This is a genomic window from Candidatus Saccharibacteria bacterium (assembly GCA_016700315.1).
GTDB lineage: Bacteria > Patescibacteriota > Saccharimonadia > Saccharimonadales > SZUA-47.
Genome location: CP065013.1, coordinates 530,364 through 556,943, shown reverse-complemented (window position 1 = coordinate 556,943; position 26,580 = coordinate 530,364). Strand labels below are relative to the sequence as shown.

Sequence of the window (26,580 nt, the reverse complement as noted above, 5' to 3'; positions counted from 1 at the left end):
GCTTAATTGCTAACGTCGATAATTTTCGTAAGTCAGCATCACTCATATTGGCGGACTCATTAAAGGTGCTATTAAGTGGCTTTGGCTCAAGCGTTGATAGGCCACGCTCGATCTTTCCAGCATAGTAGGTAACCCCAGCTTCACATAAGAGTCCCCATTTTGTTTTGTAGATAACAGGGCGTCAGCCCTGTTATTCTGTTTCTGTAACAAAACATAAAACAAAAAGGAGACACGTATATGGAGCTAGTAACACTATTCTACATCGTTGACGAGTTCTGCAAGAAATTTGAGCCTGAGTGGAGATCAAAACAGATTGAATCTGGAGAACGGGTTCGTAACAAACAGGGTGCCATGACACTCTCTGAAGTAATGACTGACTATCTGTATCTGGTTTCATGCCAGCGGCTATCGTCAGTTCAAGAAATACTACCTTGAACATATCTGCATGCATCTGGTTGATGCCTTCCCAAACAGGGTTAGCTATACACGATTCCTCAGACTGATGCGTGAGAGTATGTTGCCACTCCTTGCTCTCATGATCAGTCTTCTCGCACCAGCCACACTCGTCAACTTCGTGGACAGTACGACACTGGATGTTTGTAACAACAAGCGGATCTGGAAGCATCGAGTCTTCAAAGGCATTGCAACCAGAGGCAAGAGCTCCATGGGCTGGTTCTTTGGTTTGAAACTGCATCTGACCTTCAATGAACGAGGTGAGATCATCTCATTCCTGCTCTCACCAGGTCACGCCCCAGACAACAATCAAGCACTGATGCTCAAACTGACAGAAAAGCTAACGGGCAAACTCTATGCTGACAAAGGTTACATTGGACACGAGCTATTTCTTTCACCACTCCAAAAGGGTGTTCATCTCATCACAGGCATTAGACGCAACATGAAGAATCATCTGATGAGCCTCTGGGATAAACTGATGCTGAGAAAGCGATCCATCATCGAGACCATCAACGATCAGCTCAAAAATACCCAACAGATCGAACACACTAGACACCGAAGCCCTAACAACTTCGTAGTCAACCTACTCAGCGGATTAATATGCTACCAGCTACAACCAAAGAAACCCTCAATACACTACACAAAACCACAACAGAGGCTGCTGACGCAACCTCTGCTAATTGGATGAGACTACAGATTAGGAGTTATGTGAAGCTGGTTTTTTAAAAGCCTTCTTCGCTACCGGTATTTTGCCTGTACATGTAGGCCTCTTCACGAGTGATGCTGGATGGTTTTAGTTCTTGTCTTTTAGCATCGGTGTAAGCGAAAAACTGTTCGGCAACCTGAGGACCTAGGATTTGCGCAGCCTCAGCTCTAGAAGCTTCATCGGCGGCCTCAATCTTTTTTCTTTCTTCTGGTGAAATTGGGTACTTATCCATGCTGACATTATAGCATTAATGTTTATTTTGTCAACTCTTGACTCTTACCATGGCGTGGCGGATGACTTCGTCTCCAATTAGCCAGCCGCTTTGCAGCTCTTCACTGACGACTTCGTGCTCACCTTCGCCTTCGGCACTAACGGCCTCGTGAAAAGCCGGGTCGAAGCTCTCGCCGACCGTTTTTATGCGCTGTACACCTAGTTTTTCTAGGGTGGTGCCAAACTGCTTAATGATTCCTTCAATACCTTTAACGAAATCATTGGCCGCAAGCTCTGCTGGCGTGTGCTGTAGCGCCCTCTCAAAATTATCTATTACTGGCAACAGTTCTTTGATAACAGCCGACTTGTAGAAGCTGGCCATTTTGGCACGATCCTCGTCGGCACGGCGACGTACGTTGCTAGCGTCGGCTCGTTCACGCTGTAGGGCTTCGGTGAGCTGAGCTACTTCTTGGGCTAGTTGCTCGGCAATTTCTTCGAGATTAGGCTGCTTTTTAGCCATTATGAACCCCTAAGGGCTTTATTAACAGCTGTTTCGAGCGCTCGAAAATCGCGCCCGGCAGCCTTAACAGCATCTTTTTGTGCTAGGTTCATAGTATCGGTGAATTGACCACTTAGATCTCCCCCAAATAGTTCATCTGCCGCTGCTTTTAGGTAGTTTGATGGCCTTCTTGCGCTAGCTGAGTCTAGCATCTCTGCGAGCCTTAATGTATCAAAGCACTCGCCGTATACACGATTCCTAGCTAACTTATCTCGCCCCATAGTTACAGAGCTCCTTCTAGCATTTGACCAGCTTGTGAAACCAAGCTCATCACCTCGCGGTAGTTTTGACGAGTTGGGCCGACTACACCGATGAAACTACGGTCGCTATACGGGCTTCTGAAACGACTAATGATAAGCGAAGCGCCAGCAGAGCGGCCAATTGGGTTCTCGTGGCCGATAAATACATTCAGTGGCTCATTTGGTGCTGCTTCGCGTAGCCAAGGCTCGATATTGTCGAGTAGGCGGGCGACTTCTTGAACTTGGCGCGGACTAACGAACTCTGGCTGACCAAACAAATTTGAAAGCCCGCTCATGTATAGCTGATTACCGATTGTCGCAAGACTTAAATTGTGAGTCAGCTCCACTAAAGTGTCGACTGCGTTTCTGATTATTCGCTCATTACTTCCGCCACCACCAACTCTAGCCGACAAAGCGCGATTTGAGCGTGAATCAAGCACTGGCTGCTCGCCGCCTTCGGTAATGCTGTTGACATAGTAGCGATAGCCTTTATCGGTCGGCACCCGGCCAGCGCTTGTATGGGGTTGCGCGATAAACCCTAGCTCTTCGAGCTCAGCCATTTCGGCGCGGATCGTAGCGCTGGAGACTCCAAAAACTTTGGCTAAAAGTTGGCTGCCAACTGGGCTAGCAACTTCGGCGTACTGCTCGATTATACTCGCTAGAATTTTCTTTTGACGCTCAGATATCATAAGCTGATTATACTTTATTTTGGCACTCTAGGCAACCGAGCGCCAGTCTAACGATTCGAGTGATGCTGTTTTATGTCTGCTAAGATTTCTTTGGCGGCAGCAACTGCTTCATCATGATGATCGTCAAAACGACGTCCGTGCATGATTTCATTGATCATGCTCGCCGACTTTTCACTTGAGTCATTTATCACAAAAATGAATTCATCGTGCCCCAGTCCTACTTCGAGTTCGTCGATTGCTGTAGAGATTCTTTTGGCTTTTTCTTCTTCAGTCATTACCTCACGTCCAAGCAGTCGCGACATCCATTCTTTGTAACTTGGCGGAACAATAAAAAAGAATTTGGTGTCTGGCTTATACTCAGCAATCCGCTTAGCACCCTTAATCTCGATTTCGTTGATCGGTATTTTTCCGCTTTTGGCTGCTTTCTCTAGCTCATGGCTGTTCGCACCAGAAACTTGTTGCCTATGAATAATCTCTGCTTCGATATAGTCGCCACTTCTTAGCCCATCTAAGAACGCATCCTCACTTACAAAGTTATACTGTAGCCCGTCAACTTCCATACGCCCATCACGAACTTTCGGAGGCCGAGTGGTATCAGAAACTATGATGTAGTAACCACCGATATTCATCAGCTGGTTCATGATAGTATTTTTCCCAGCACCTGTAATCCCTACCATTATGCCAAGTGGCATTGAAGCCAAAGTATTAAGAGTCGCTTTGCTAGGAGAGTAGTTTGCAAGTACGTTTTGAAAATCTGCAATTTTTGTTAGAGTAACGTCAGTCATAACTTACACTAACATATTCTCTATACCTCGCCAAGTCTTCCAATAAGCAGTTCAGCTGTTTGGCGTGCCAGAAAATCTCGGTGCTCAGCAATTGGCTTACCCTCTGCTATCAGCTTGATGTCATCTACTGCATCTTCAATATTGTCGTTCAGCACGAAGTGATAGGTAGGGTCGGCAAGAGCTATTGGCAAGCTTTCGCGCGCTTCTGTAAAACGAGCTTCTAGGTCACTACTGCGGGCTGAACCGATGCGGTGCATCCACTCGACGTAGCTCGGCGGCAAAATATAAATCGGCAAAATATCGGCAAAACCAAGTGTCCGAAACTGCGGTATGGCCTTGGCAATTATTGCCATAGCACAAACGCCACCATCAGGGTACTGGTTGGCACGCGTACCATAAAACTCGTGGTTAGTGTTGATGACAAACTGGACATATTGACCCTGCTTTATATCTGTTAAAATCTCTTCGTAATTGTTTTTGAAATGATAGTCATGGTCGTCTTTTTCACCTTCTCGCTTGTCACGTGTAACATCGCTCAAAACGTAGGGTAGACCGCTAGCATGAATCAGGGTTGTCTTGCCAACCCCAGTTGGTCCGACAAAAGAAATCACTCGAACGTGTTTCAATTTTTCTAAAACGTCAGCAGCCGGCTTGTAGTTTATCGCCAGCTGAGTTGCCCATTGAATAAATTCGGTCTTTTGCATCCATAACCATTATCGCATAAGATCATGTTTACCGGGAAAACACTTGTGCTTAAATCATGTTGATTTAATAGCTAGCATGTTTTATATTTATACTATGGATTCACCAGAAGAACTTGAATTAGCTTGGCAGATATTGAGTGATTACATGCGCCAACAAACGACAAAAACTTGGTCTGAAGTTACTATTAATCCATTTGCAAGTCCACCAAGGGTGGAGGTATTCATTAACAATGGTACTAGTAATGATGCCCGAAAAACTGCTCAAGAGGTTTTTGCAGGATTAGGTATAAGTGCTTTAGTGAGCGGTGTTCGCATTATAGAAACTTCGCCACCTGAACTTTATAATTCTGATTCTGGAAATTAAATTTGTTTCTTATTATGGGTACTGAAAGCCTCGCTAGGGATATCGACTTTACCGAAGCGCTTCATGCGGCCACACCCCAAAAAACATGTTTTTTGGGGACCCCGGCAATCAAAAGAACGCATGAAGAGCATAGCTATTAATCGCGCTTTAGTAAGACTGTGAAAGCCTCGCTAGGGATATCGACTTTACCGAAGCGCTTCATGCGTTCTTTGCCCTTCTTTTGCTTTTCGAGTAGTTTTTTGCGGCGGCTAGCATCGCCACCGTAGAGTTTGGCCGTTACATCTTTGCGGTAGCCTGAGATGTCTTCACGTGCGATAAACTTACCGCCGATACCGGCTTGGAGTGCAATCTGGAAGTTCTGACGAGGGATAATCTCTTTCAGCTTTTTAACAGTGTCACGCCCCAGTGCTTGAGATTCCGAGCGGTGCGTCATGACACTGAGAGCATCTACTCTATCCCCAGCAACATAGAAGTCTACCTTTACTAAATCTTCGGCGCGGTAACCGCTGAGTTCGTAGTTAAACGAGCCGTAGCCGCTAGTTATGCTTTTGAGTTGATCATAGAAGTCGGTCAGCAGGTTAGCGAGTGGCGCATCAAAACTTATTAGCGCCAATTGGGCGTCAACATAGGACAGATTTTTTTGAACCCCCCGCTTAGAAGATATGAGCTGAATAACAGATCCGACGAACTCTTTAGGGCAAACAACTTCGCCCTTTATCCAAGGCTCTTCGATCGAGTCGAACATGGTTTGATCCGGCAGCTCACTAGCCGACTTTATATGTAGCCGATCGCCGTTTTTCATACCTACGTAATAATCTGTTGAGGGGTTTGTGACAACCAAGCTTAGGTCATATTCGCGGGCCAAACGCTCCCGCACAATGTCCATATGCAGCAGTCCCAAAAAGCCGATTCTTACTCCAAAACCGAGCACAGGCGAATTTTCAAGACTGTATTGTAGTGCCGAATCACTGAGAGACAACTTCTCGATGGCATCTTTTAGGTTCTGGTAATCTTCGTTGCTCTCTGGGAAAAACCCAGCGTAAACAAACGGCGTCACTTCTTTGTAGCCCGGCAATGGGGACGAGGCAGGCGCCTTGACAAGTGTTACCGTATCGCCAACCTTAGCCTCACGAGTTGAACGCAGGTTAGTCACAATGTAGCCAATCTCGCCTTTAGCTAGCTGCTGGTCTGGCTTCATTTCTGGGCTCAAGTGCCCAACTTCTAAGGCCACACCATCGGCACTGCTACCGATCATATGAACTTCAGAACTCTTGCCAATTGCACCGTCGACCACTCGAACATAAAGTACAACTCCGCGATAATCATCGTAGTAGCTGTCAAAAATAAGAGCCTTTGTTTCTGGATCACCATCGTCTGATGGAGCTGGAATCCGCTCAACGACAGCGCGAAGTACTTCCTCGACGCCCAGCCCAGTTTTAGCGCTAATAAGAATAATCTCTTCCTTGGAGCAGCCAAGTAGACTTACCACCTCCGTGCTAACTCTTTCAACATCGGCGGCCGGCAGATCGATTTTGTTAAGCACGGGAATGATTTTGAGATCTGCCTCAATAGCTAAATAAACATTAGCGAGCGTCTGTGCTTGTATACCCTGCGCGGCATCCACAACCAAAATCGCGCCCTCACAAGCCTGCAGACTACGGCTTACTTCGTAGCTAAAATCTACATGACCTGGGGTATCGATAAGATTCAGCTGATACTTTTTTGCTCCGTCAAGTTCATAATCCATACGCACAGGAGCAAGCTTAATAGTGATACCCTTCTCACGTTCTAGATCCATTTTGTCGAGCAACTGCGCCTTCATATCTCGCTTCTGAACTGTTCCAGTCAACTCTAGTAGTCGATCAGCCAAAGTCGACTTGCCATGATCAATATGCGCGATAATACAAAAGTTACGAATGTGTGATTGGTTCATAATGTTATTTATACAAAATTATAACAGATTTCACCTCTGTTAGCTAATCACAATTTGATCGGTTTGAAGATGGCTCTGGCAACATCATTGATAAAAGCCCTGGCCTCTTCAATTCTTAATAGATACGAAAATACCAGATGCACCAAAATACTGACCAGTGTAATTAGTCCTAACTTAGAACCAAGCGTGACGATACCACGGTCTGCTTTATCCAAAGGCAGCAAGCTCATCATGATAAATGTTGCCGTCATGGTGAAGCCGGTAACAGAGGCGATCTTAACAATACCTTCCTGAAAATAGCGTCCGAAGATACGATGATCTCGCTTAATCATGATAATTAGCAGAACAAGCACTTCACTAGCGGCAACTATCGATTGGGCTAGCGCCAACCCTGCGACTCCGTAAGCGCTGGGACGAGCCAACGAGAACGCCAAGTAGATGTTAAGGCCAATCGCAAATAACGAAACATAAAGTGGAGTTTTAGTGTCTTTTTGGGCATAAAACCAGCGTGAAAGCATCGAATAAATAATACGGAAAAAGATAGCTCCAGTCAGGTAGCCAAAGATCAGCGCCACGTCACGGGCGACATTACCGTATATTAAACGTGCTAGATAAGCGCGGCAGAAAAAACAAATTACCAAAACTGGCATGGTCACCCAAATGATTAATCTTAAAATACTGGTAAAGTCCTTTCGAAACAGATCTGTCCGGCCACTAGCGAGCCGCTCAACTAACCTTGGAAATGCAGCAGTAGAAATTGAGTTACCAATAAGCATAACCGGTACGTTCATCAGTGTCAGCGCATAGTTGTAGTAGCTAACAGGACCTACGCCAAGCGTTTGAGCACGGTTAGTTTCGACAATCGAGTTAATCTGGTCGACACCTTGATCAAGCGAACGGGCAGGTAACTTTTGTAGCACACTTTTAAAAGATGCGCTGCGCCAATGGATTTTGCGATGATACTCAAAGTTTAGGCCTAGCAGCCCCAAAACCGCTATCAAAAGCTGAAGCGAAGCCCCCACGAGCGCGCCAATGCCCAGACCAACTATCCCAATCGAGTCCCGAAAAATAAAAATACTAGCAATGATGCTGAGGTTATAAACTATCGGCGCAAAAGCAAAAAAGAAAAACCTTCCAATCGCTTGCTGCACACTGGTTATGACTCCTGAAAGTGAAAACAAAAGCGGATTGATTGAGATAAACTGCATGATTCTAACAGCGTCGCTAAGATGGTTTTGCGGCAGATCGGGAGCTATAGCATGTACTAGCGGCTTGGCAAAAATGAACATAAAAATGGAAATAGCGCCCATTACAATTATCAACGCATTGAGCAGGCTGCTAGTCAGCTCCCAGGCTCCTCGCCTGTCGCCAGCTTCTAACTTATCAGACAAAAACGGGATAAAAGCCACACCCAGTGCTCCAGCAGCAATCGTGTAGAAAAAGAAATCTGGGATCTGAAAAGCTGCAAAAAACGCATCACTACTGCCGGGATCAACTGATGTAAAGTTGGCGCTTATAAGACGGTTACGCAAAAATCCGAGGGCCTGGCTCAGTAGCGCCGCCATTATCAATAATCCAGCTGCGCCGCCGAAAGAAACTTTTTTGTTAGCACGATTAATGATTTTTCGCATCTTACTCTAGTTTAAAGGAGATGAGTCTAATCAACAATCAATTTGTCGATTAGTTTTTTACAAAAATTAGTAAAGTTTGGCGCTAGCTGGTAGTGACGTAGTTTTTAAGATTTTCTCAACTTCTTCAGCTTCAATTGTTTCTTTAGACAAGAGTTCATTTTTTAGTGCTTCTAGACTCTTGCGGTTTGCTTTGAGTACCTGCATGGCACGGTCTGCCGCCTCTGTTATGAGAGCCTCGACTTCGTCATCAATCAGTTTAGCAGTTTCGTCAGAGTATTGCCGCTCATGCATCATCTTGTCGAATACCATTGCATCATCAACATGAAAAACTTGATTACGCAGCTTCTTGCCCATTCCTTGAGAGACGACCATTTCGCGCGCTAGTTCAGCTGCCTTTTGCAGGTCGCTGCCGGCACCAGTTGTGACGTGATCGCCGCCGTAAATTAGCTCTTCGGCGATACGACCACCGAGCATACGAGCCAAAATGTCTTTGTATTCAACGATCGAATGGTAGCTCTTGTCTTCAGGCGGAATAAACCAAGTTACTCCACCGGTATTGCCGCGCGAAATGATAGTAACTTTATGAACCATGTCACTGTCGGGCAAGACATGGCCAACCACGGCATGGCCCGCCTCGTGGTAAGCGGTCATGACTTTCTCTTTTTCGCTCATGATTTTGCTCTTGCGCTCTGGCCCGATGGCAACTTTTTCAAAGGCCGCAGTAACATCATCTTGGGTGATTGTCTTGCGGTCGTGCCGAGCAGCAAAGATAGCTGCTTCATTGGCAATATTGGCTAGATCCGCACCTGAGCTGCCAGCTGACTTTGCGGCCAGAGCGTCAAGGTCAACATTTTTCTCGAGTGGTTTTTTGGCAAAATGTACTTTCAAAATCGCCTCACGGTCTTTGCGATCAGGCAGACCGATGTTGACCCGGCGATCGAAACGTCCTGGTCGTAACAAAGCTGGGTCTAGCACATCGGCCCGGTTAGTTGCAGCCAAAACTATGACGTTTTGTCCCTGTTCGAAGCCATCCATCTCAACCAGAATCTGGTTTAGCGTTTGTTCGCGCTCATCATGACCACCACCCATACCGGATCCCCGACGCCGACCTACTGCATCTATTTCATCAATAAAAATGATGCAAGGTGAGTTTTTCTTGGCTTTGGCGAAAAGATCTCGAACTCGGCTAGCACCAACACCTACAAACATCTCGACAAATTCAGATCCAGAAATACTAAAGAAAGGTGCGCCGGCCTCGCCAGCAACGGCTCGAGCAAGCATGGTTTTACCGGTTCCGGGAGGCCCAACCAACAGAACGCCCTTGGGAATACGTGCTCCTAGGCCTTCAAACTTCTTAGGAGTTTTCAAAAACTCAACGACTTCTTCGAGGTCTTGTTTGGCCTCGTCGCTGCCTGCAATATCCTTAAAAGTAACTTTTTCTTTTTCACTGCCGTAAAGTCTGGCACTACTGCGGCCGAAACTCATGGCCTGATTGCCTTGGCCTTGTGCATTACGCATCATCCAGACCAGAAACAGCATCAAAAATACCGCTGGCAAGACTGCACTGGCGATATTTATCCATGTACTACTAGCATTATTTTGCGGCTTAACAGTGACTACAGTTTTGCTGTCCTGTTTTAGTCCCTGCTCATACAAACTAGAACCCTCGAACATAGTAGATTGCTGTGCTGGGGTCTTATCGTCCGATTTGTTGTAGATAAATAGCTTGCTGCCATCTACTTCGATTTTGCCAATTTCGCCCTTATTAGCTCGTTCGATAACTTCGGATATACCGACAGTTTGAAGCTTTTTGTCCTGCAGATCGCTACTGCCTAAATATGCCCAGCCAAGAAGCACCATAAGTAAAACGAAAATAGTAGTTTTGACCCGTCGATTTGGCTGTTTGCCGGCGGGAAGTTTCTTCTTTTTATCCATATAAGTTTTGATTATACAGATTAACCCTCGCACTTAGCTAGAGATAATTTGTAGGCTTGCTGTCTTACTGACCAACCAGTGGCTTCCATCCAAATTAATTTTCTTGCCCGCTGGTAGTGTTTTTATGGCAATTACGCTGCGCTCGATCATCTTTCGATCAGGTTCGGCAACACCGCACCTCAGCAGAATGTGACGCATTATATAATTCAGTTGAGCATAAGTAAACCAAGCTGTTCGGCTGCGGATTATTGCCCCTGTATCATCAAAGATGAAGCCACAGCACTCTGTCATTATTTCATCGATCTGATCTGACAAAACTGCTGAGTTGGCAATCAGACTCAATAGTTCTCGGCGCTTTTCGGTCAGTTTCGGCATCAATTTGAGCCGGACGTAATTACGCAGGTATTCAGTATCTAGGTTAGTTGGGTCTTCTCGCCACTTTAGATTATTTTGTAGTGCATAATCTATAATCTGCTTTTTGCTATACCCAAGTAGCGGCCGAATTACTCGCTGGTCACTGCGAAGCGAAGCTAGTCCAGCTACTCCTGTCCCGCGTAACAGATTGAGAATTGCCGTCTCTAGCACATCATCCTGGTGATGGGCAGTAACTATTTCGGCATCATATTTTAGAGCAAGCCTCTCTAAAAACTCATAGCGCAGCCTCCTTAGGCTTGCCTCATCATGATACTTGCCAGACAGTTTGGTCTTCTCAAATATCAATCCATAGTGTTCGGCTAGTCTCTTGACAAATTTGGCATCGCTTTCTGAACTTTGGCGGATATTGTGGTCGACATGCGCCACAATTAGCTTTGCTCCTTTCGAATGGTTGCTAGAATTCAGTAGATGCAACAGACTAACCGAGTCTACTCCTCCGCTGACAGCAACTATGTAAGCGCATTTATTCAGAACAACCTGCAGGTTCATGTCATAATAGTAACGTGAAATACGAGGAATCTGCTAAGAGGCTAATGGATTTTCAAAAGTTTCTGTTTGATTTTACTCAGATGGACAGGCTGATATACTTCCCCGATTCAAAGCGCCAAGATAGACTCGAGAACAATGCTGAACACTCATTTAGTTTGGCTATGGCGGCCTGGTTCTTGGGCTCAAAATACCCAGAGCTAGATACGAACTTGCTTGTTAAATACGCGCTGGTTCATGACCTTGTAGAAATCCATGCTGGCGACGTCCAAGCCATTGGCCGCAGTGAGGCTGAACAGGCCGCCAAACAAGCGCGTGAAGAGGAAGCCTTACAAAAACTAAAAGACGACTGGGCTGATTTTGCCGACATGACCGGACTAATCGAAATTTACGAAAAGCGCCAAGATCCTGAGAGTCGTTTTGTTTATGCCCTAGACAAGATAATGCCAATGATCCTAAATCTTTTAAGTAATGGCAAAACCTGGAAGAAGCGTAACTTCACAAAATCAGAAGTACTACACGCCAAAGATAGCAAGGTTGGCGCTAGCCCCGAAATTGAAAAACTCTGGAAAGTCTTCAGAAAAGTTATCGATAGTAATGATTCATACTTTAACGAAGGCAGGGCTTGATTTTGGAGATTTTACAGACTAGTCTTTTGGCCGCTGCACTGATTTTAACTTCTGCCATTTGTTCAGGGCTAAATCTTTCGTTGATGTCTTTGGACTTGAGCGACCTAAAACGCAAGGCTCGTTCTGGAAATTTGCAAGCTAAGGCAGTTCTACCACTAAGACGTAACAGTCACTTGAGCCTAGCTGCTATCTTACTTGGTAATGTTGGTATGGCCGCAGCGACTTCTTTAGTACTAGGCGATAAGCTAGGTGGCTGGGTAGCCGGTATCGTCAGTACGCTTTTGCTGGTTACGTTTGGAGAAATTCTGCCACAAGCATTGTTCATCAAACATTCTCTGACAATCACAGCTTTTTTTGCGCCATTTACCAAAATCTTAATCTTGTTAACCTACCCTATTTCCAAGCCATTGCAACTCCTACTAGATAAAATGTTTGGACGACATCGAGCGCACCTTCACACCCGAGAGGAGCTAGGTCTAATAATCGGCGAGCATGAGGAAAGCAAGCACTCAGAGCTCGATGATGACGAAGTAGAAATAATCAAAGGCGCATTAGAGTTAAGCGAGAAGAAAGTCATCCGAATCTGTACACCGATTAAAGATACATTCTTTCTTACCCCTGAGACTTTGATAGATCGCACAAAAATCGAAGAAATCAAAGACAATAACTATAGCCGTATCCCTGTTTTTAACAAGGCCAAGACTGAAAGCCATGGTCTGTTACTAATGAAAAGTTTGGTAGACATTGATTTCGACGAACGAGCCTACAGTGTTGCCGAATTGCCACTGATAAAGTTACCTGTCGTTGGCAGTCAAACAGCACTTGATACACTGTTTCGTAAGTTTATTGCTGCCAAAACTCACCTTATGGCCGTCGAGAAAGACGACAAGTTTATCGGCATTGTTACTATCGAAGATCTCATAGAAGAAATATTGGGGCACGAGATAGAAGACGAATCCGACAGTCACCGCTAAATAAAGCTTTTGGGCTTTATACTTATATCGTACCAAATAAAAATCTCACCACTGTTGGTGAGGTCTTTATTTGGTAGCAGGGACGAGATTTGAACTCGTGACCCCAGGCTTATGAGTCCTGTGCTCTAACCAACTGAGCTACCCTGCCGCTATAATATGGTGACAATTCTATACAAATGACTTTCGCCAAAAGTACAGTTTGTTTAGCCAATATAACAGATGTAAATATAGCAGAAAACAATTTAAATTCATAGTCCCCTAACTCAAAATTCTCATGGTATAAAATCAAGATAATGCTATAAATGCTCTATGGCTCGTCACTTCGAATTTCCATCTTTACCCTTTTTAGATGATACTTTTCAGAAGAGACTTTTACTCGAACTGGATGCGGGCGACATTTCGTCCGACCCAGTTGTTATGTGCGAACTTGCTTTAAGGGCTCGACCAGACATAGATATGTTCTTTCGTCGAAGAGCAAATTACTGCGTTAATACCTACGATTTTGCCTCTGAGGAACTTGCCTTAGTGTTTGCTCGAGGGTTTTTGGGTGGAGCATGCTTGGCTTTAGGCGGTATCTTAACTCTAAAGTTTTGCGATTCTGACTTCATCGAACCGGAAGCGTTCGTTGACAACATCGCACCACGACTACCACACAAAACGAAACGTGAGCGCCAGCGTTTTGGCAAAGTTATTCATGGCAATGCCATAGTTGACCTTTCAACTAAAGAAATCGAAACCAGCGCTGACCTTCCGAGACGCTATGCACAAACCTACTTAGATGATGCAATTTATCTATACGGATTGCTAGAAAAAGAAATACAGACTGCAAGACTAGATGGTAACTCTGAAGAACATTGCGACATATACGCCGATGGCGTAAATCATGGCCTTGAGACAGTGATTGCAATGTTTGTCGAATGCCATGACGAACTGGTCCTAAGCCAACTTGAAAGTTAAAGACCGCGGAGGGTTAATCCCGCGGCCTACTGTTCTTCAGTAGTTATCTACTTAAACAGTTTGTCAAAAACTTTGACCATAAAACTGGTTGAGTTAGATTTTTCGTAGCTCACTTTTGTTTTCCTTTCTTTTTAGACAAGATTTTTAAGGTCTTATCTGAAGCATCTGTACTTGCACGAACAAATATCAGATTGTTTTTAAATTTTTGTTTTTGTAAGTTTGTACTTACATTTTAAGGCTTTGCAAAGCGCTTACGCAAATAAATTTTGTTGCAACAAATGCAACAGTTAGTAATCTGTTTTAAGATTTTTACTAATTTGTTGATTTTGTTTTGCTGCACGTTTTGTTTTATCTGCAACACTATGTATTATACACGCTTATGCTTTTTTGTCAACTGTATTTTCAAATTTCTTTTGTAGACTTGCGTTATTACAGATACAATTAAGTTATGTTTGTAGCAGTTAGCTCAGCCACCCAAGAAGCCGTAAGGCTACAGATTCCTGGTTGGCACTGGGCGCTTTTGATCAGTTGGTTTGCCTTTTTGCTGCTGATTGATCTAATAGTTCACCGCAAAGATCACGCCCCGTCAATGCGAGAATCAGTGGTGCAAACCATAATCTGGGTTAGTTTAGGCGTAGGTTTGGGTTTTGTAATGTGGTGGGCTTACGGAGCTGCCGCCAGCGCCGAGTATTTTAGCGGCTTTGCTATTGAGAAATCTCTGAGTATCGATAACGTTTTTGTTTGGTCTATTATTTTGAGTTATTTCCGTGTACCTGCAAAGTATCAACACCGCGTTCTGTTCTGGGGTATCTTCGGGGCGCTTGCGTTTAGAGCAATCTTTATTTTTGCTGGTGTTGCCATACTAGACAGGTTTGAGATAGCGCTGGTGCTATTGGGTCTTTTACTTCTCTGGACTGGCTACAAGATTTTCCGTGGTGGCAGTGACGAGTTCAACCCCAAGACTAGCCGCCTGATCCATTTCGTCAAAAAGGCTTTCCCTGTCAGCCACTCGATGGACGGGCATCACTTTTTTGTACGCGAAAAAGGCATAAGACACGCCACTATACTTTTCTTGGCACTCTGTGCAATTGAGATAACAGACATACTCTTTGCGATTGACTCCGTCCCAGCTATATTGGCTGTCGCCCGTGATCCGTTCATTGTATTTGCCAGCAATGCGGCAGCAATCTTAGGCCTCCGGGCGCTATACTTCGTTTTTCATGGCATGAAGGAAAAATTCTGGTTACTCAATCGGGGCTTAGGCATTATTCTGGTGGGTGTAGGGATAAAAATGCTTATCAGCGCCGACAAGGTCTTTGGCATGAACTGGCTGGGGATTCACATCCCTACTGTCGTTAGCTTAACCTTTATCTTAAGCGTGCTACTAATGAGTATCACTGCTAGCTTTTACATACCCCAGCCCGAAAAAAAATCTGAATAACTTAGCGCTTTTTGGTCATAAGACGCAAGTTAGAGATGTACTGCTTCGGGTCAGTGCCAGGGTGGAGCTGTAGATAGGCCATGTGCTTAGCAACAAATGACATCTCGTGGTCAGGGTAAAGGTTGGTGTTGGCGCTAAAACTGGACTCGGTGTTGTAACTGACATTTTCGGCCATCGCCTCAAGAAGTTTTTTGGCTTCGATGCCCTCTTCACTCTCATAAAAGTTAATACGTTTTTTGTGGCCAGACATTTAGCCCTCCTTTTTTACGAAAGTAAGCGCATGCCCTACTTTGCCGGCTCGACCAGCTCGACCTATTCGGTGGATGTAGTCTTCATAAACTTTTGGTACTGAATAATTAATCACATGGCTAATGTCAGCCACGTCGATGCCGCGAGCTGCTACATCGGTAGCAATAAGTATATTTACTTTGTTTTCCTTGAAGCTAGCAAGCGCCCTTTTGCGTTGGCCTTGGGTTTTGCCGCCGTGGATAGACTCTGTTTTGAAGCCTCTTGCCAACAGTTCTTTGTGCAACTTTTCGACGTTGCGCTGAGTTTCGTCAAAAACAATGGCTTTACTTACTTTGCCGCTGATAAGCAGATCGTGCAAGCTTTCCATTTTTTCACTCGTACCCGAATAATGGACAACATCCTGATGGACGTTTTCGCTAGCTGAGCTGGCTTTGATCGAAACAGAAACTGGCTCGTTGCCAAATTTCTCAATTAAGCTTTGGACCTTAGCATCCATCGTCGCTGAGAAAAAGAACGACTGTTTTTGGGCGGCGGTTTCTTCTAGGATACTCTGAACATCGTTAATAAAGCCCATGTCGAGCATACGATCGACTTCGTCTAGGACAACGAGGTTAAAGTTGGCCAGTCTGAGGCTGCCTCGTCGCATATGGTCTTTGATACGACCCGGGGTGCCAATAACCACTCGCGGATTACTGCGCAATTTACCAAGCTGTTGGCCAATGCCGGTGCCACCAATGATCAGAACAGAATTCATGGGTACCCCTCGACCTAGATCGCGCATTTCTTCGTCAATTTGTTGGGCCAGTTCACGAGTTGGTGCGATTATGATTGCCTTGGCATGTTGGCTAGTAATAAGCGCCTGTAAGACCGGAAGCGCGAATGCAGCTGTTTTGCCCGTACCCGTTCCAGCTAAACCAATGACGTCTTTGCCAGCAAGACTAATAGGTATGGCCTGATCCTGGATCGGCGATGGCAACTGGTAGCCTTTGGCGCTTAGATTACGCTGCAGGACGGCATCAAGCGCAAAGTCTGTAAAAGTGTTGGTTGGTACGTACTTTTCTTCTTCTTTGACTACTGCAGTGGCTACGAAACGGCTTGGGTCGATGTATTGACCAAAACGTGGGCCGGATTTACGTTGGTTGTTGCGTGGAAAGTTTGGCCTACGACTACGCGAGGCCCCTGCTCTTTTGGAGCGGTATGCATATGACATTTATATCCTTAATTTTGGTTACTATGCTGACTCAATCTATAAGAATCAGATTGCCAGAATGAGCCGCAAGTAACTATTTTGGATAAAAGACTTACCTAAACAATGGGATCATTTAAAACAATTACTATAATATTAGCATAAAACCTCTTGATTGACAATACTTATCCGATTTGTTATCATAATACTCTAGCAAACAAATAAGCTTCACAAGTTATCGCGGGGTGGAGCAGTGGCAGCTCGCATGGCTCATAACCATGAGGTCGCAGGTTCAAGTCCTGCCCCCGCTACCAAGAAAAGAGTCCCAGTTTATCTGGGGCTTTTTTCTTGGTTGTAGGTGTAGTACTTAGCCAGCGAACTCATTGAGGCCGCAGGTGAGAAGCGCCAGTGGCGCTTCGGAAACCCGAAGTCCAGATTGGCAACTTGTTGACAGTCTGGCGAGAGCGGGTCGGGACTCGGCTGAATCCGCCAGCAGGCGGATTACCGAGATCGTGACCAAGTCCTGCCCCCCGCTACCAAGACATCCGGATTAGGACGGTTTAGAACCGTTCTTTTTGTTCTGCGCGGGCTTGTATAGTTTACTTTTTAGTATATAATATATGTAGCATGGCTGAATATTCTATTGCAAAACGTAATGCCTATTGTCCCGATGTAATCGAGGGCGTAATTGCCTACGACAATGGTATTCGTTATTCAGAGTATGAAGTACAACTAAACGATAGTTGGGAACGAATTAGACCCTTGTCATCCTCAAAAGTCATAGCACTGTTTATCGATGAATTAGACGCTCTTTTTGAAATATCTACAATCGAAGAAATGCGGGCCGAAGATAGATTCGCTGGAGTCTTGACTTTTGGAGTGCATCCAGCTAATAAAGCTGCCTCACAGCCGGTAGGGACATCACACCTAGATATAATTGCAAATGAACTACATATACCTCTGCTTCAACTTGAGCGCCCAGCAGAATTGCAGAGAATTGAAAACTGGAAGGAGTGGATCTTTAATAATCCTTTGGCATCTTTTTTTGACCAGCAGGTTAAAATAGATTTAAGTACAGAAAGTGCCCTAATCGACTTCGTGTAGAGGGCTAGCGACTTCAAAAGGTCCGATTACATCTTAAAAGAAATGGTTAATTCTTCCTTAATTTGATTCCAAGCGATCCTATCCATGCCTACCAAGAAAAGAGTCCCAGTTTATCTGGGGCTTTTTTCTTAGACTGTAAAATAAATCATGCCTAGATTCAGGGACTACATAATTCAAAGTCCATCTTTTGATACGCGGGTTTTGATATGCTGTTTGTATGGACGATTACATTTCAAAAACCATAAAAGCTTACGACGACACAACAACTTATGAAAACAGCACCAGACTTATGTTACCCAAAGGTGAAATAGATCAATTTTTGGATATGCTTGAGACCGGTTCGCTAATACTTGACGCCGGCTGTGCGTTCGGCAGAGACACAACCTACATGCAAAGCAGAGGCTACCGGTTAAAGGGCGTAGACCTTTCGGCTGCTTTAATAGAACGAGCAAAAAAGCTCTGCAGCGACGTAGACTTCAAGGTTACTGACGTCCGAGCAACAGGTTTTAATGAAAATACGTTTGATGGTATATGGTGTAACGCAACTTTACTACATCTCGATGATAGTGACGTACTGCTCGCACTTAAGGAATTTAATAGAATCATGAAACCGGGGGCCATCCTCGCTGTCTCATTCAAAAAAGGTGAAGGTACAAAAGAAATTTTAGAGAAGTTTACAAGTAACTTTACTAGGTTCTTTAATTTCAAAACCCATGAAACCTTTCTCGAGCTATTAAAAGCTGCTGGCCTCAAAGAGGTTAGCTGGCACTACGTCAATGACCTTAGTAGGTTTGGTAATGACAACAGAGATCTTGACTGGTTGTATTCTTATTCCCAGAAACAATAGCAGATAAAAATAGAACAACAAAATCTGGAGTTTTAGCATCTGAGAATTCTGGAAAAACTATGGTCTGCGGATGCACTCCGCAGACCATAGTTATCCGTAACGGCGTTCCTCTATACCTAGGCTAAGGCTGCTCTTGCCTACTGATCACCGCCCCTAAGACCGTGCCCGCCGTGGCCATGACCTCGAGCACCTCCCATGAGGAATCTTAGATACTGCTTGTCGATACCATTGTCGCTAGCCCACTTATCCAGCTCAGCTCGCTTTGCTTCCATGGCTGTCTTTCGCTCAGCTTCGGTTTTGTTCTGCATAGCTTCACGATCAGCGTCTCGCTGTTTTTGCAGCTCATCGCGCTTGGCTAGTAACTTGTCCTTCTGCTCGGCTGTCAGTTTGCCGTCAGTGACTAGCTGCTCTAGCTTAGTCTTAACTTCGGCAGTTTGCTCAGCCTCGCGAGCTGCATGCTCCTCATCAAAGACTGCTTTAACATCAACTTTATTGAGGTTAAACTTGGTAGCGATTTTATCAACCAAGCTGTCAGCACCAGTAGTAGAACTAGCCGCCGAGACCAAGCTAGCTCCCGCTACTCCAAACATACTTGCAGCCGTTACTGCACCCACCACAAACATTTTACTTTTCTTCATTTTATCCTTTCTCTATAGCCCCACTTTTTGGGACCTACGCCTTACTATGCCAGCCATATCTAAAAAGCTGCTTAGTAGACACTTAAAGTTTGCATAAATACTGTGGAAAACTCATAATATACCATCCCCCCTACGCTCCAAGACACTCCAAGGACTATCCTTGGAGTGACGTTCATTCAATACGCATGATCTGTTAAACCCTTTCCAAGGATAGTCCTTGGAAACTTGGAAAGGGTTAGAATATACTAAAACAGATCTTGATGGTAATCCCTGCGGGTTAACAATACAGGCTAAGGATTATTGACGTTCTATTTTGCCGCAAGCTAGACGAGGGCCGCCACTGTGGCCAGAACCAGACTCTCCAGGTGTATAAGGGTCCTCATTTGCATGTATCATGACGGACGTGCCTTCTGGTGCTGATTCAGCCGATAATATGGAGACAGGGCCGTCGCTTAAAGTAACACGAGTTGTAATCGTCCTCATTGTGCCGTGCCCAGATGTGTCGACTTCGAGATTTGGCAGATCGCCAGCGTGATAGCCGTGGTTGGCATCGGGGTCAGAATTGCCCGATACCCCTGGATCAAAATGCCCGCCGGCGCACTTAAATCCTTCACATTCGCAATCACCTTTTTCGTGAATATGCATAGCGTGCTTACCTTGCTTCAAAACCTCAGGATCACCACTAACATCTGCGGCTACTACTACGTACTTCCAGCCTTTTTCCTCGTATTCTGTAAAACTAACTTGACCTTCTATCCCAGGGCCTGCAACTTTGGCAATTGCTCTAGCTGTTTCTGTGGCTCGATTCAAAAAATCTAGATTCATAGTACTCCCCTAGTTTTACTTCTTACATTATAACAGTGAACGTGAGGGGAAAACTCTAAATCCTAAGCTCTAAATTATAAAATAGTCCCTAGACCCTAGTCCCTGGTCCGTAGCCTTCCTAATCACTCTAACCTCTAACCTAGCACAGTACACGGTACGTATTAGTTTCATTCGATACACAGTAAACAGTCTTCAGTAAACGGTATTCAGCAGTTTTCTATAAACCATAAACTATTAACTCAACCCCAGCCGCCCTACGCATGATCTACAAGCTATTTTGTCTACCGAAGAAAAAATCCATCCATGATTCAAAATTAGCTTGGGTTCGAGATTTTTTTACCTCAGTTTGCGGTGCAGCTTCTTCGACTTTTGCTGAGGACTCGGGTATTTTTACCTTAGAAAGCGCCAATGACTTGGGGATAATGTAAACCGTCTCTCCGGGTGCTGCCCGCCCCAATACCCTTCTGGCTTCTAGCTCTTTGTATTCATCTGTTTTAAAGTATTCGTTTTTGAGCTTCTGAGTTTGGTTCTCTAGCTCCAAAACCGCATTTTCTTGTTCGATTTTACTAGCACGTTTTGAGAGCTCATAGTTCTGCTGCACCGCTTTAGAGCCACTCCACGTCACCGCCAAAACCATGACAACAAAAACCATTAAACCAATGTTGCGTACATCGTTCAGCTCATATTTTTTGATCAGCTCATAGACTTTTTCGAATTTTTGCCGCATGTAACAGTATTATACGGCTTTTTGGCAACAGTAAGGAAATTGAATACTTTTGGTGGGGGTGGTTGGAATTGAACCAACGACCAACAGGTTATGAGCCCGCTGCTCTAACCCCTGAGCTACACCCCCAAGGCTAGAAACTTTAACTAACAGATAGAGTATAACAAAAAATGATTCAGGGGTCACTACCCAAATCTAACTGTAACTGATTTCATATTATGCTCTGTTGTTTAATAGCGTGGCCGGCATGTTATCACTTTTGATAGGAAAAAACCGACAAAAAACTTGTTTTTACTCTCTTAGCGTGAATTTTTAAAGAAAGTAAATAAAACAAACTCCTATTACCCAGCAACTTCATTTTGTATAGCTAATTAAACCTAGACACAAAATTTAATAAAACTGTTTAAATACGACTTTACAATGTATAGTATATAAGATTAATATAGAAGGGAAATGGCAATTATTACCCGACTAACCAAAGCTAAGCCCAAAAACAAACTGAACTCTATTGATGCCACTCTTCAGATTTTGGGTGACAAATGGACAGCTCTAATACTTGCTCAAATTTCCGAACAAGGCTTGCCCTTTAGCAAGTTGGAGTCTAGCTTAGTCGGAATAAGCCCACGCACGCTAAGTGCCCGCTTAGACAAACTTCAAAGAGAAAAGATCGTTGAGAAAACACTTTATTGTAAGCACCCTCCGCGATATCGCTACTCTCTGACACATAAGGGTCAAGGCCTCTGTGACATCTTAGACATGATGTCGAGCTGGGGCTCAAGAAACTAGGTTAGAGGTTAGAGTGTTTAGGGATTAGGGACCAGGGTTGAGTTAATAGTTTATGGTTTATAGATAAATACTGATGACTCTTTGCTGCGTACCTCGTACTCCGTACTGCGTACTGTTCAAATAGAGCCAAGAGTCAAGAGTCATGAGCCAAGAACTAGGGACTAGGGACTAGGGACCAGCAAGTATTACCCCGTACCTCCTACGGACCAGGGTCTAGGGTCTAGGGTCTAGGGTCTAATTCATACTTGATACTATCTTTGTTTATAATTTAGAGCTTAGGGTTTAGAGTTTTCCCCTCGTTCCAAGTCCGCCTTTGTCGGACTAGCTATCAGCTCTAGAGCTTCGTCGACGCTGTTAGTTTGCATGATTTGTTCACGAATAGCTTTGGCGCCGTCGAAGCCGTTGATATAAATTTTGGCAAACTTTTTCATGGTTTGATAGCTACGTTCACCATTCGGCCAAGTGGCCTTAAAAAGCTGGAGGTGTTTTACAAAAAGCCCGATCTTTTGGTCTGCGTCCATCGCATTCCACTGACTGTTGCCAGCAAAAGCAAACGGATCGTGGAAGATTCCACGCCCAATCATCAGGCCATCAACACCGTATTTTGCAGCCAGCTCCTCGCCATGACAGCGGTTTTCGATATCACCATTTAGGACAATCTTGGTGCTAGGTGCTAACTTATCACGCAGCTTAACGATTGGCCTAATTGCCTCATAGTTGGCCGGCACATTGCTCATTTCTTTGCGTGTCCTCACGTGGACAGTTAGCATCTGCAAGCCCTCTTTGAGTAGAAGCTCGTGCCAAGAATAGTCTATCTCGTTAAATCCGAGCCTTGTTTTGACACTCAAAAACCCGTCACAGCCAATTCCCCGCCTGGCAGCCCTAATCAGCTCTAGGGCCGCTTCTCGGCCTTCAGGACGGATCATAGCGCTACAGCAATCGTTCTTGACGACGGTTTTCTCTGGGCAGCCAAAGTTTATGTCTATACCGTGAAAGCCCATTTGCATAAGCTCGTGAGCAGATTTCTCAAAATGCTCTGGCATTTTGCCCCATATCTGAGCTATTACCTGGTTTGATTTGTCGTTATAAAGCGTGCGAGTATAGGTGGCTTTACGGCCAGCACTTTGCAAACTCTCGCAGTTGATAAACTCCGTCATAAAAAGGTCAGGGCTAGCACAATCAGCCACGATTTGCCGAAAAACGCAGTCCGTAACATCGTCCATCGGCGCTAGGACAAAAAAGGGCTTAAGTAATTTCTGCATTACACAGTTACCAAATCTAGCTCATTGCTTAAGCCTAGAATGGAGCGAGCAACAGTTGAAGAGGCTAGCAACAATTCGTCTTTTTCATCAGCTCCTGTAGCCATATCTTCTAGGCGGGCTCTGGCAAAATCACGACGCATTTCCTGATCAGCAATCGCTTCTTCAAAGTCATTACGCACATCACCAACTTTCAGTTTTTTGGGCTGTGTCTTAATTCGTCTTGCGATAGCCTTGGTGAGCTTCAATGATGTATAGGGGCCTTCAATGACTTTATTTTTTTGACCTATTAGCTCATCAGGGACAGCTTCTTCATTTCGTGTGCTACGAAGAGCTGAACCTCGCAAACCTTCTACTGTACCGGTGAGGGCAAGCTCTCTTAGATCTCTAAATCGTATCAATACTGCGTAAGCTGGATGGCTCTCGCCAAATTCTTGCTCAAGGTAAACGTCTGGGTTAGGCGTATCTGCGACTTCTAACTGGAAGGCTTTTAAGAGTTGTAGTGAGATCTCAGCATCCGTTAGAATGTCCTGCAACTCGTATGCACGACTGACGGCTGCCTGAACCCCAAAGTCTCTGCCTTGAGCGCCATGTTTTGCTATCTGGGAAAGATAGATTTCTATGGTTTGGTTTCTGATACCAAATGGATATACGGGGTTGTCCAGGTAATCCAACCAAGCCAGAACAATTGTTTTTTCGTGATTTGTAGCGGGTATAAAACCGGCCCGAGGATCATTTTTTATTACTTGTAGCTTAGTCCATGTGTCGAGTTGATCATCAATAGGCTTGGGCTTATCATTATCGTCTTTAGATAGATCCGACTTTTTACGTACTGATGTAACCAAGTCCTGTCTTTGTCTGACAGAAGCTAGCAATTCCTCTCGTATTTTTGCACGCTGTGAATTTTGGTGTGTGAAGCCATATTCCTCAGCAAAAGACCTGTAGCCAGACCTTGCCTTCTCCCACGCATCCCTTTGGGTTATCTTGCCAGCATCTAACTCTACAAACAACCCCTCGGCGCGCATGTATTCAAGTTTTGCTGCTTTGTCTAGTTCTACGCGTCGTAACTGCGACCTAAGCAACACATCCTCAGCCCCAGCTTGTCCGCCGTACTGCTTTGCTAGAGTTTTTTTACCGTCTTTGGTACTTCCATACTTTATAAACGTTTCTAGTCTAGCTATCTCTGTAAAATAGTCTAAAACGTTAACTAGCTGCAAGTTCCTTACTAACGGTTGAACTTCATTGCTAGCCTCTGCTTGAGGGAGAAAAAACTCTCCACCAGCTGTTGGGAAGAGAGGATCTTGCATTGGGTTTGGTCGAGTTTTTGCCATCTTATGTTAGCCTAAGAATAAATTAATACCTGTTAGGCTGGTGCCGAGCAGCCGCTTCTTCCCTCAACCTAGTTCTACTAGCACTTGCTAACCTAGCCGCTTCTCGAGCTTTTTGCTTATCTTCTTCAGGTAGGTCTGGGCTAATTCCTAGACTAGTATCAATTTTTCGTCTTAAATCAGTCGGCATGGTTGCGCCGGGTATACTTGCATCCATAGTAGCTTCCACTATTAGTTCGCCTGCACGAACGGCAGTAGTTAACAATTTGCCCATATCATCATCTGCAAAAAGTCTTGGTTGATTGGGATTAACTTTAGGCATAAATATACTATATCACGCTTAAGCTCTGTTTGCAAGGTAGTCCTGCTACTCCCAGCGGAAGACGCGGAAGGCAATGAGATAGACTACCACTAACCAGGCCGCTACTAGCCCGACCTGCGATCCAATTTCGGTCAGGTGCTTACCTTCTGTTGCGATAAGTCTAACTCCGTCGATAATCGGAGTTAGAGGGATATAATCGCTAACTTTTTGTAGCCACTCTGGCATGATGAATCTTGGAAAGAAGGCGCCTGAAAGAAAAATCATCGGAAAAGTGATAAGATTTCCGAGCGGAGCTACCTGTCGCTCATTCTTAGCCCAGCCACCAAGTGCCAAACCGATACCAAGCATCATGACAGTACTAAGCATCAAGAAAACGATCAACTCGAGATAATTTCCAACTACTTTTAGATCAAACAGCACAATGGCAACGGCGAACTGAATGGCAAAAGAGAGTATCCCTACCGCCACTTGTGATGCTGCGGTTGATAAGAAATACTGCCACACTCGCAATGTTGTAGTATGCAGTCGGCGCAAGATTCCTTGTTTTTTTAGCTCTGGAAAGACATTCATAGGTCCAAATATACCAACTCCTAGGATAGAAAAGCCTAGCAGACCAGCAAAAGTATAGTCCAGCCTAGACAGTCCCTTGTCGTTACTAGCCTCGGCCTTTACAGTGAACGGCTCACTGACCGTCCCAAAGCCCTTGTTGATGTCCTTCATGACGCTCTGCAGTACAGAGGTCAGAGCCGTTCCAGCCTGGTCGTTGTTTTGGGCGTACAGTACTTCTGCTTGACCGCTTGGTGTGGTCTGCCCGGCAGTGATTTGACCAAAAGACTCAGGGAGAATAATTATGCCATCAAGCTCGCCCCGCTTCATTCTTTCCTTGGCCTCATCAAGATTATTTGCCTTGTCACTTACCTTGAAAACTTTTGCTTCGCGGATGTTTTTGTCAAAATCCTTAGAAAATTGGCTGCCAGAGTTATTGAGTAACGCGATGTTGAAACTTACACTTGTGTCTTTGCCAAAAAGTCCACCGAATATAAACAGAAAGATGAGAGGAAAAATGACCGTAAAGAAGATGGCTAATCGATCGCGAAAAAACCGTTTAGTATTGATTTTAGTAAAAGCATAGACGGTGTATAGTTTACGCTTGACACTCATACTCGTAGCTCCTTACCGGTTAAATCGATAAAAACATCTTCTAAGTTTGCTTGTTCTACGTGCTGCTCTTTCTTGAACCCCTTGCCAAGCAATTGTTTGATAAGATTCTTAGGTGTATCGAGCTTGATAATGCGGCCGTTGTCCATGATTGCAATACGGTCGCAAAGTAGTTCGGCTTCGTCCATGTAGTGCGTCGTAAGTATAACCGTAGTGCCGCGCTTTTGGATGTCGCGGATCAGGTCCCACAGATTGCGCCGCGCCTGAGGATCAAGGCCTGTGGTTGGCTCATCAAGGAAGAAGACTTTAGGGCGATGAACCAGAGCTGCCGCAATTGAGAAACGTTGTTTTTGGCCGCCACTGAGATTCTCTATGAATGAATCTTTTTTATCCAGCAACTGAACGCTATCTAGAAATTTCTTGGTGTTTACCTTTTCGCCGTAAGCAGCCGAAAACATTTCTAGCAGTTCTGTGAGCTTAGTTTTGTCTTGGAAGCTCGGACTTTGTGGCTGTACACCGATAATCCGGCGAATTTCGTAAGGTTTTTCCGCAACGTTTATGCCGTCGATGAAGGCCTCGCCGCCATCGATTTCTCGTAGAGCTTCAAGCATTTCCAGAGTTGTAGTCTTGCCGGCCCCATTAGGACCTAAAATGCCAAAAACTTCGCCTTTTTTAACGCTAAAACTTATGCCGTCTACGGCTTTTTTGCCACTGTAAACTTTTGTAAGATTTTTTACCTCGATTATGTTCATAACTTTTATTCTAACACGCCGAGGTTGGAGGAACGAGGAACGAGGGGAAAACTCTAAACCCTAAGCTCTAAATTATAAACGAAGATAGTATCAAGTATGAATTAGACCCTAGATCCTAGACCCTGGTCCGTAGGAGGTACGGGGTAATACTTGCTGGTCCCTAGTCCCTAGTTCTTGGCTCATGACTCTTGACTCTTGGCTCTATTTGAACAGTACGCGGTACGGAGTGCGAGGTACACAGCAAAGACTCATCAGTATTTATCTATAAACCA

At 44.8% G+C, this 26,580-nt stretch carries 28 protein-coding genes, 3 tRNA genes and 1 pseudogene; 10 read left to right on the top strand and 22 right to left on the bottom strand.

Going from position 1 to position 26,580, the window contains the following annotated elements; all coding sequences use genetic code 11:
• Positions 1 to 237 precede the first annotated feature (237 nt).
• Positions 238 to 1,141 (top strand): annotated as a pseudogene (locus IPO96_02865) (IS982 family transposase).
• Positions 1,142 to 1,175: 34 nt separating this feature from the next.
• Here IPO96_02865 and IPO96_02860 read toward each other — a convergent pair.
• Genes IPO96_02860 through IPO96_02835 form a run of 6 tightly spaced genes read right to left on the bottom strand, consistent with a single transcriptional unit; the run spans position 1,176 to position 4,345 of the window.
• Positions 1,176 to 1,391, bottom strand: a complete 216-nt coding sequence (locus IPO96_02860) for a hypothetical protein (protein ID QQS64502.1) — start codon at positions 1,389 to 1,391, stop codon at positions 1,176 to 1,178.
• Positions 1,392 to 1,421: 30 nt separating this feature from the next.
• Positions 1,422 to 1,889: a nucleotide exchange factor GrpE gene (locus tag IPO96_02855; protein ID QQS64501.1), complete on the bottom strand. Its 468-nt coding sequence runs from the start codon at positions 1,887 to 1,889 to the stop codon at positions 1,422 to 1,424.
• On the bottom strand, positions 1,889 to 2,149 hold the full coding sequence (locus tag IPO96_02850) for a hypothetical protein (GenBank protein QQS64500.1): 261 nt from the start codon (positions 2,147 to 2,149) through the stop codon (positions 1,889 to 1,891). Before IPO96_02850 ends, IPO96_02855 begins: the two co-directional genes overlap by 1 nt.
• Before the next feature lie 2 nt (positions 2,150 to 2,151).
• A complete protein-coding gene (locus IPO96_02845; GenBank protein ID QQS64499.1) occupies positions 2,152 to 2,856 on the bottom strand; it encodes an HTH domain-containing protein in 705 nt (234 codons plus the stop codon).
• 47 nt (positions 2,857 to 2,903) lie between these two features.
• Positions 2,904 to 3,641 (bottom strand): hypothetical protein, encoded by a 738-nt coding sequence (locus IPO96_02840; GenBank protein QQS64498.1) that lies wholly within the window; start codon positions 3,639 to 3,641, stop codon positions 2,904 to 2,906.
• A gap of 20 nt (positions 3,642 to 3,661) precedes the next feature.
• A complete protein-coding gene (locus IPO96_02835; GenBank protein QQS64497.1) occupies positions 3,662 to 4,345 on the bottom strand; it encodes a hypothetical protein in 684 nt (227 codons plus the stop codon).
• Positions 4,346 to 4,439: 94 nt separating this feature from the next.
• Here IPO96_02835 and IPO96_02830 point away from each other — a divergent pair, with 94 nt between their 5' ends.
• The gene (locus tag IPO96_02830; GenBank protein QQS64496.1) at positions 4,440 to 4,709 is read left to right on the top strand and encodes a hypothetical protein; all 270 of its coding nucleotides are present in this window, start codon (positions 4,440 to 4,442) and stop codon (positions 4,707 to 4,709) included.
• 136 nt (positions 4,710 to 4,845) lie between these two features.
• Here IPO96_02830 and lepA read toward each other — a convergent pair whose 3' ends face one another.
• From lepA to tilS, 4 genes are all read right to left on the bottom strand, one after another.
• Positions 4,846 to 6,642 carry an elongation factor 4 gene (gene lepA / locus IPO96_02825; protein ID QQS64495.1) on the bottom strand — a complete coding sequence of 599 codons (1,797 nt, stop codon included), beginning with the start codon at positions 6,640 to 6,642 and terminating at the stop codon, positions 4,846 to 4,848.
• A 47-nt stretch (positions 6,643 to 6,689) separates the two neighbouring features.
• Positions 6,690 to 8,273 carry a murein biosynthesis integral membrane protein MurJ gene (gene murJ, locus IPO96_02820; protein ID QQS64494.1) on the bottom strand — a complete coding sequence of 528 codons (1,584 nt, stop codon included), beginning with the start codon at positions 8,271 to 8,273 and terminating at the stop codon, positions 6,690 to 6,692.
• Positions 8,274 to 8,339: 66 nt separating this feature from the next.
• On the bottom strand, positions 8,340 to 10,208 hold the full coding sequence (gene ftsH, locus IPO96_02815; GenBank protein ID QQS64493.1) for an ATP-dependent zinc metalloprotease FtsH: 1,869 nt from the start codon (positions 10,206 to 10,208) through the stop codon (positions 8,340 to 8,342).
• 33 nt (positions 10,209 to 10,241) lie between these two features.
• The gene (gene tilS, locus IPO96_02810) at positions 10,242 to 11,132 is read right to left on the bottom strand and encodes a tRNA lysidine(34) synthetase TilS (protein QQS64492.1); all 891 of its coding nucleotides are present in this window, start codon (positions 11,130 to 11,132) and stop codon (positions 10,242 to 10,244) included.
• A gap of 14 nt (positions 11,133 to 11,146) precedes the next feature.
• On the opposite strand from tilS, the gene IPO96_02805 reads away from it, so the two are divergent.
• Both IPO96_02805 and IPO96_02800 read left to right on the top strand, forming a co-directional pair.
• On the top strand, positions 11,147 to 11,758 hold the full coding sequence (locus IPO96_02805) for an HD domain-containing protein (GenBank protein QQS64491.1): 612 nt from the start codon (positions 11,147 to 11,149) through the stop codon (positions 11,756 to 11,758).
• 2 nt (positions 11,759 to 11,760) lie between these two features.
• The gene (locus IPO96_02800) at positions 11,761 to 12,732 is read left to right on the top strand and encodes a DUF21 domain-containing protein (protein ID QQS64490.1); all 972 of its coding nucleotides are present in this window, start codon (positions 11,761 to 11,763) and stop codon (positions 12,730 to 12,732) included.
• A gap of 71 nt (positions 12,733 to 12,803) precedes the next feature.
• On the opposite strand, the gene IPO96_02795 is transcribed toward IPO96_02800, so the two are convergent.
• Positions 12,804 to 12,880 (bottom strand) — tRNA-Met (locus IPO96_02795).
• A 161-nt stretch (positions 12,881 to 13,041) separates the two neighbouring features.
• Between IPO96_02795 and IPO96_02790 the strand changes: the two genes are divergently transcribed.
• Positions 13,042 to 13,689, top strand: coding sequence for a hypothetical protein (locus tag IPO96_02790; GenBank protein QQS64489.1), 648 nt, complete (start codon positions 13,042 to 13,044; stop codon positions 13,687 to 13,689).
• A gap of 448 nt (positions 13,690 to 14,137) precedes the next feature.
• On the top strand, positions 14,138 to 15,130 hold the full coding sequence (locus IPO96_02785; GenBank protein QQS64488.1) for a TerC/Alx family metal homeostasis membrane protein: 993 nt from the start codon (positions 14,138 to 14,140) through the stop codon (positions 15,128 to 15,130).
• 1 nt (position 15,131) lies between these two features.
• Here the strand turns inward: IPO96_02785 and IPO96_02780 are convergent, their stop codons facing one another.
• Entirely contained in the window at positions 15,132 to 15,380 is a 249-nt protein-coding gene (locus IPO96_02780; protein ID QQS64487.1) for a hypothetical protein, read from the bottom strand.
• Positions 15,381 to 16,589 carry a DEAD/DEAH box helicase gene (locus IPO96_02775; protein QQS64486.1) on the bottom strand — a complete coding sequence of 403 codons (1,209 nt, stop codon included), beginning with the start codon at positions 16,587 to 16,589 and terminating at the stop codon, positions 15,381 to 15,383.
• 215 nt (positions 16,590 to 16,804) lie between these two features.
• On the opposite strand from IPO96_02775, the gene IPO96_02770 reads away from it, so the two are divergent.
• The 3 genes from IPO96_02770 to IPO96_02760 all read left to right on the top strand — a co-directional run bounded on the left by IPO96_02770 (position 16,805) and on the right by IPO96_02760 (position 18,516).
• Positions 16,805 to 16,879: transfer RNA gene (locus IPO96_02770), tRNA-Met, on the top strand.
• A gap of 313 nt (positions 16,880 to 17,192) precedes the next feature.
• Entirely contained in the window at positions 17,193 to 17,669 is a 477-nt protein-coding gene (locus IPO96_02765) for a hypothetical protein (GenBank protein QQS64485.1), read from the top strand.
• Positions 17,670 to 17,886: 217 nt separating this feature from the next.
• Positions 17,887 to 18,516 (top strand): class I SAM-dependent methyltransferase, encoded by a 630-nt coding sequence (locus IPO96_02760; GenBank protein ID QQS64484.1) that lies wholly within the window; start codon positions 17,887 to 17,889, stop codon positions 18,514 to 18,516.
• Positions 18,517 to 18,653: 137 nt separating this feature from the next.
• Here IPO96_02760 and IPO96_02755 read toward each other — a convergent pair whose 3' ends face one another.
• The 4 genes from IPO96_02755 to IPO96_02740 form a co-directional block, all read right to left on the bottom strand.
• A complete protein-coding gene (locus IPO96_02755) occupies positions 18,654 to 19,154 on the bottom strand; it encodes a hypothetical protein (protein QQS64483.1) in 501 nt (166 codons plus the stop codon).
• Between the two features lie 297 nt (positions 19,155 to 19,451).
• Positions 19,452 to 19,979, bottom strand: coding sequence for a superoxide dismutase family protein (locus IPO96_02750; GenBank protein QQS64482.1), 528 nt, complete (start codon positions 19,977 to 19,979; stop codon positions 19,452 to 19,454).
• 265 nt (positions 19,980 to 20,244) lie between these two features.
• Complete coding sequence (locus IPO96_02745) at positions 20,245 to 20,706, bottom strand: septum formation initiator family protein (protein ID QQS64481.1); 462 nt, start codon at positions 20,704 to 20,706, stop codon at positions 20,245 to 20,247.
• Positions 20,707 to 20,756: 50 nt separating this feature from the next.
• A tRNA-Ile gene (locus IPO96_02740) sits at positions 20,757 to 20,832 on the bottom strand.
• A 324-nt stretch (positions 20,833 to 21,156) separates the two neighbouring features.
• Between IPO96_02740 and IPO96_02735 the strand changes: the two genes are divergently transcribed.
• Complete coding sequence (locus IPO96_02735; protein ID QQS64480.1) at positions 21,157 to 21,489, top strand: helix-turn-helix transcriptional regulator; 333 nt, start codon at positions 21,157 to 21,159, stop codon at positions 21,487 to 21,489.
• A gap of 275 nt (positions 21,490 to 21,764) precedes the next feature.
• Here the strand turns inward: IPO96_02735 and IPO96_02730 are convergent, their stop codons facing one another.
• The 5 genes from IPO96_02730 to IPO96_02710 are packed head-to-tail and all read right to left on the bottom strand — an operon-like array spanning position 21,765 to position 26,317.
• Complete coding sequence (locus tag IPO96_02730) at positions 21,765 to 22,751, bottom strand: tRNA-dihydrouridine synthase (protein QQS64479.1); 987 nt, start codon at positions 22,749 to 22,751, stop codon at positions 21,765 to 21,767.
• Positions 22,751 to 24,079: a hypothetical protein gene (locus IPO96_02725; GenBank protein QQS64478.1), complete on the bottom strand. Its 1,329-nt coding sequence runs from the start codon at positions 24,077 to 24,079 to the stop codon at positions 22,751 to 22,753. The genes IPO96_02730 and IPO96_02725 overlap by 1 nt, the downstream gene beginning before the upstream one ends.
• A gap of 22 nt (positions 24,080 to 24,101) precedes the next feature.
• Positions 24,102 to 24,398, bottom strand: coding sequence for a hypothetical protein (locus tag IPO96_02720; protein ID QQS64477.1), 297 nt, complete (start codon positions 24,396 to 24,398; stop codon positions 24,102 to 24,104).
• A gap of 45 nt (positions 24,399 to 24,443) precedes the next feature.
• On the bottom strand, positions 24,444 to 25,559 hold the full coding sequence (locus IPO96_02715; protein QQS64476.1) for an ABC transporter permease: 1,116 nt from the start codon (positions 25,557 to 25,559) through the stop codon (positions 24,444 to 24,446).
• Positions 25,556 to 26,317 carry an ATP-binding cassette domain-containing protein gene (locus IPO96_02710; GenBank protein QQS65411.1) on the bottom strand — a complete coding sequence of 254 codons (762 nt, stop codon included), beginning with the start codon at positions 26,315 to 26,317 and terminating at the stop codon, positions 25,556 to 25,558. The genes IPO96_02715 and IPO96_02710 overlap by 4 nt, the downstream gene beginning before the upstream one ends.
• Between the last annotated feature and the right edge of the window lie 263 nt (positions 26,318 to 26,580).

Coding starts and splice junctions, on each gene's coding strand:
- IPO96_02860 (QQS64502.1), bottom strand. CDS start 1,391: ATGGATAAGTACCCAATTTCACCAGAAGAAAGAAAAAAGATTGAGGCC.
- IPO96_02855 (QQS64501.1), bottom strand. CDS start 1,889: ATGGCTAAAAAGCAGCCTAATCTCGAAGAAATTGCCGAGCAACTAGCC.
- IPO96_02850 (QQS64500.1), bottom strand. CDS start 2,149: ATGGGGCGAGATAAGTTAGCTAGGAATCGTGTATACGGCGAGTGCTTT.
- IPO96_02845 (QQS64499.1), bottom strand. CDS start 2,856: ATGATATCTGAGCGTCAAAAGAAAATTCTAGCGAGTATAATCGAGCAG.
- IPO96_02840 (QQS64498.1), bottom strand. CDS start 3,641: ATGACTGACGTTACTCTAACAAAAATTGCAGATTTTCAAAACGTACTT.
- IPO96_02835 (QQS64497.1), bottom strand. CDS start 4,345: ATGCAAAAGACCGAATTTATTCAATGGGCAACTCAGCTGGCGATAAAC.
- IPO96_02830 (QQS64496.1), top strand. CDS start 4,440: ATGGATTCACCAGAAGAACTTGAATTAGCTTGGCAGATATTGAGTGAT.
- lepA (QQS64495.1), bottom strand. CDS start 6,642: ATGAACCAATCACACATTCGTAACTTTTGTATTATCGCGCATATTGAT.
- murJ (QQS64494.1), bottom strand. CDS start 8,273: ATGCGAAAAATCATTAATCGTGCTAACAAAAAAGTTTCTTTCGGCGGC.
- ftsH (QQS64493.1), bottom strand. CDS start 10,208: ATGGATAAAAAGAAGAAACTTCCCGCCGGCAAACAGCCAAATCGACGG.
- tilS (QQS64492.1), bottom strand. CDS start 11,132: ATGAACCTGCAGGTTGTTCTGAATAAATGCGCTTACATAGTTGCTGTC.
- IPO96_02790 (QQS64489.1), top strand. CDS start 13,042: ATGGCTCGTCACTTCGAATTTCCATCTTTACCCTTTTTAGATGATACT.
- IPO96_02785 (QQS64488.1), top strand. CDS start 14,138: ATGTTTGTAGCAGTTAGCTCAGCCACCCAAGAAGCCGTAAGGCTACAG.
- IPO96_02780 (QQS64487.1), bottom strand. CDS start 15,380: ATGTCTGGCCACAAAAAACGTATTAACTTTTATGAGAGTGAAGAGGGC.
- IPO96_02775 (QQS64486.1), bottom strand. CDS start 16,589: ATGTCATATGCATACCGCTCCAAAAGAGCAGGGGCCTCGCGTAGTCGT.
- IPO96_02765 (QQS64485.1), top strand. CDS start 17,193: ATGGCTGAATATTCTATTGCAAAACGTAATGCCTATTGTCCCGATGTA.
- IPO96_02760 (QQS64484.1), top strand. CDS start 17,887: ATGGACGATTACATTTCAAAAACCATAAAAGCTTACGACGACACAACA.
- IPO96_02755 (QQS64483.1), bottom strand. CDS start 19,154: ATGAAGAAAAGTAAAATGTTTGTGGTGGGTGCAGTAACGGCTGCAAGT.
- IPO96_02750 (QQS64482.1), bottom strand. CDS start 19,979: ATGAATCTAGATTTTTTGAATCGAGCCACAGAAACAGCTAGAGCAATT.
- IPO96_02745 (QQS64481.1), bottom strand. CDS start 20,706: ATGCGGCAAAAATTCGAAAAAGTCTATGAGCTGATCAAAAAATATGAG.
- IPO96_02735 (QQS64480.1), top strand. CDS start 21,157: ATGGCAATTATTACCCGACTAACCAAAGCTAAGCCCAAAAACAAACTG.
- IPO96_02730 (QQS64479.1), bottom strand. CDS start 22,751: ATGCAGAAATTACTTAAGCCCTTTTTTGTCCTAGCGCCGATGGACGAT.
- IPO96_02725 (QQS64478.1), bottom strand. CDS start 24,079: ATGGCAAAAACTCGACCAAACCCAATGCAAGATCCTCTCTTCCCAACA.
- IPO96_02720 (QQS64477.1), bottom strand. CDS start 24,398: ATGCCTAAAGTTAATCCCAATCAACCAAGACTTTTTGCAGATGATGAT.
- IPO96_02715 (QQS64476.1), bottom strand. CDS start 25,559: ATGAGTGTCAAGCGTAAACTATACACCGTCTATGCTTTTACTAAAATC.